General features: G+C 66.4%; 3 protein-coding genes. All 3 read right to left on the reverse strand.

Annotated features, from left to right (window positions below; translation table 11 throughout):
• Nucleotides 1-375, reverse strand: a 375-nt coding sequence (locus Q8Q85_01865; protein MDP3772991.1) for a hypothetical protein, incomplete at its 3' end; no start/stop codon positions are given.
• A 136-nt stretch (nucleotides 376-511) separates the two neighbouring features.
• Nucleotides 512-808, reverse strand: coding sequence for a hypothetical protein (locus Q8Q85_01870; protein ID MDP3772992.1), 297 nt, complete (start codon nucleotides 806-808; stop codon nucleotides 512-514).
• A 4-nt stretch (nucleotides 809-812) separates the two neighbouring features.
• On the reverse strand, nucleotides 813-1,793 hold the full coding sequence (locus Q8Q85_01875) for a hypothetical protein (GenBank protein MDP3772993.1): 981 nt from the start codon (nucleotides 1,791-1,793) through the stop codon (nucleotides 813-815).
• Nucleotides 1,794-1,911 lie beyond the last annotated feature (118 nt).

Below are 1,911 nucleotides of genomic sequence, written 5' to 3' on the forward strand. Positions count from 1 at the left end.
GACCGTGCCGCCCGGATCCACCCCGGTGCCGGCTGTCGAGCTCGCCACGAAGCCGTACGTATCGATCCGCGCAGCCGGAAACGGCGCGAGCAAGTGCGCCGCACTGATGAGCAGGAGATTCGCGTCGATCGAGTTGCCGCCGGCGCTCGACTGCGACCGGGCTGCGAGCCGGGTCCCCGCGGGGATGCTGAGCGGCAGGAACGTCCGCATCGGCAGGCCCCGGCTGAAGTTGTTGACGTGCGCGAAGAGATCCGCGATGAGCATCCGCTCGCTTCCCGCCGCACCCACTCCGAAATCTACGCTGTAGCGAGCACCCGTCTGGGTCAGGCTGGGTGCCCACAGGATTCCGGCGGCATCGAAGGCCGTTGATTGCACCAGCTGCTCCCATGCGCCCTTCAGGTGTGCCGTCCCTGACGGCGCAATGTTATTGCCGCTGGAGTCCGACGTCTGCGTCCCGATGTCTGCGAACTGCTGTCCGATGTCTGTGATTCCGACCGGCCAGTCGCCCATCTCATGTCAGCCCGCCGAACAGGTCCTCGAGCTTCTGCCGCAGCGCGATCCGCTCCGCCGGCGTGAGCTTCGCCAGCATCGCCGCGACCGCAGAGTCCCCGACCAGCATGTCGACCCGCGTCGTGGCCGGCGCCTTCGTGATGAGCGCCTTCGCGAGCGGATCCCAGTCCCGCACGCTGAAGTCGGGCGCTGCGGCGAGTACCGTCTTCTCAAGCCCTGGATCGAGCGGATCCGCGACGACCGTTCCGGTGCTGACGAGCCGCCCCGTCGCTTTCTCGTAGATCGCAAACCACGGCATCGCGTCAGACCGTGTTACCGGTCAGCCGCAGCGTGTAGGTGCTATCCTGCGGGCTGTCGCCAGCGGCCAGGCTCAGCTCGACCCAGACCCCGATCGTCTCGCCAGCCGCCAGTGTGTTGGTCGGCACGGCCTTGGTCGCGCTGTCGAAGGTGATCGCGCTGGGTGCCACCTGCCGGTTGTTGCCGGCGCCATTGCCGCCGGTATCGCCCTTGCTCACCGCGAGGCCGAAGGCGATCTTCGCCGTCGGATCCGCCTGCTCGACGACCTGCGCGGTCGTGAGGCTCAGCGTCGCATGCGTGTTCTTGAAGAAGAGCTTGTCGTAGTATTTGCGCGTGCCGCTCGTCGGGGCAACGGCGTTGTAGAACGGCCGGCGGATTTGCGTGATCTCGTTCGGGCTCTTGTCGAAGACACAGCCCTGCGAGATGCGGAAGACCGACGTCGCGTCCGGGTTCGTCCCCCAGTTGACGGCGACCGTCGCGACTTTCGTCGCGCCGACGTACCCGATGATCTCGCGGATCTGGTTGATGCCTGTCCCCGCCGTGAGTCGGATCACGTGTCCCTTGTAGAAGTCGTCCGTCGCATTCGCCGTCGCGTCGAGCGTGATCGTGTTCGCGCCACCCGCCTGCGCCGTGCCGGTACGCTCGGCCGTCACGGCCTCGATCGCCACATCCGCGGTCGTCGTCGCGGACTTGACGGCCTTCAAGATGCGCTCCCAGCTGGTATTGGTCGTCATGGCGACCGGCGTCGTGCCGCTCAGCGTCTTGACCTCGCTGATGATCGCCCCGCCGGCGTCGCGCCCGCTGATCGTCACGGTCTGCGTGATGTCCGCCGCGCTCGAGACGATCTGTAGGTTGCCGGTGGGGTTGATGTCCTTGAACTCCACCTTCTTCGCCGCGTCGATCGCGCCGCCGATGTTCAGCGTCGTGTCATCGTCCGGCATCGTCGCCGAGCCGTAGAGCTTTAGGTCCCCTGGAATGATGGGCATTGTCGTGCCTCCCTCCCGTTGCTAGACGTACCGATCCCGCCACTCGGTGACAACCGCGACGGTGATGCCGCCCGTATACTTCAAGGAGTTGGCCCCGACAGCCAGCTCCCAGAACTCG

The sequence above is a fragment of the Gemmatimonadales bacterium genome, assembly GCA_030697825.1.
Lineage (GTDB): Bacteria > Gemmatimonadota > Gemmatimonadetes > Gemmatimonadales > JACORV01 > JACORV01.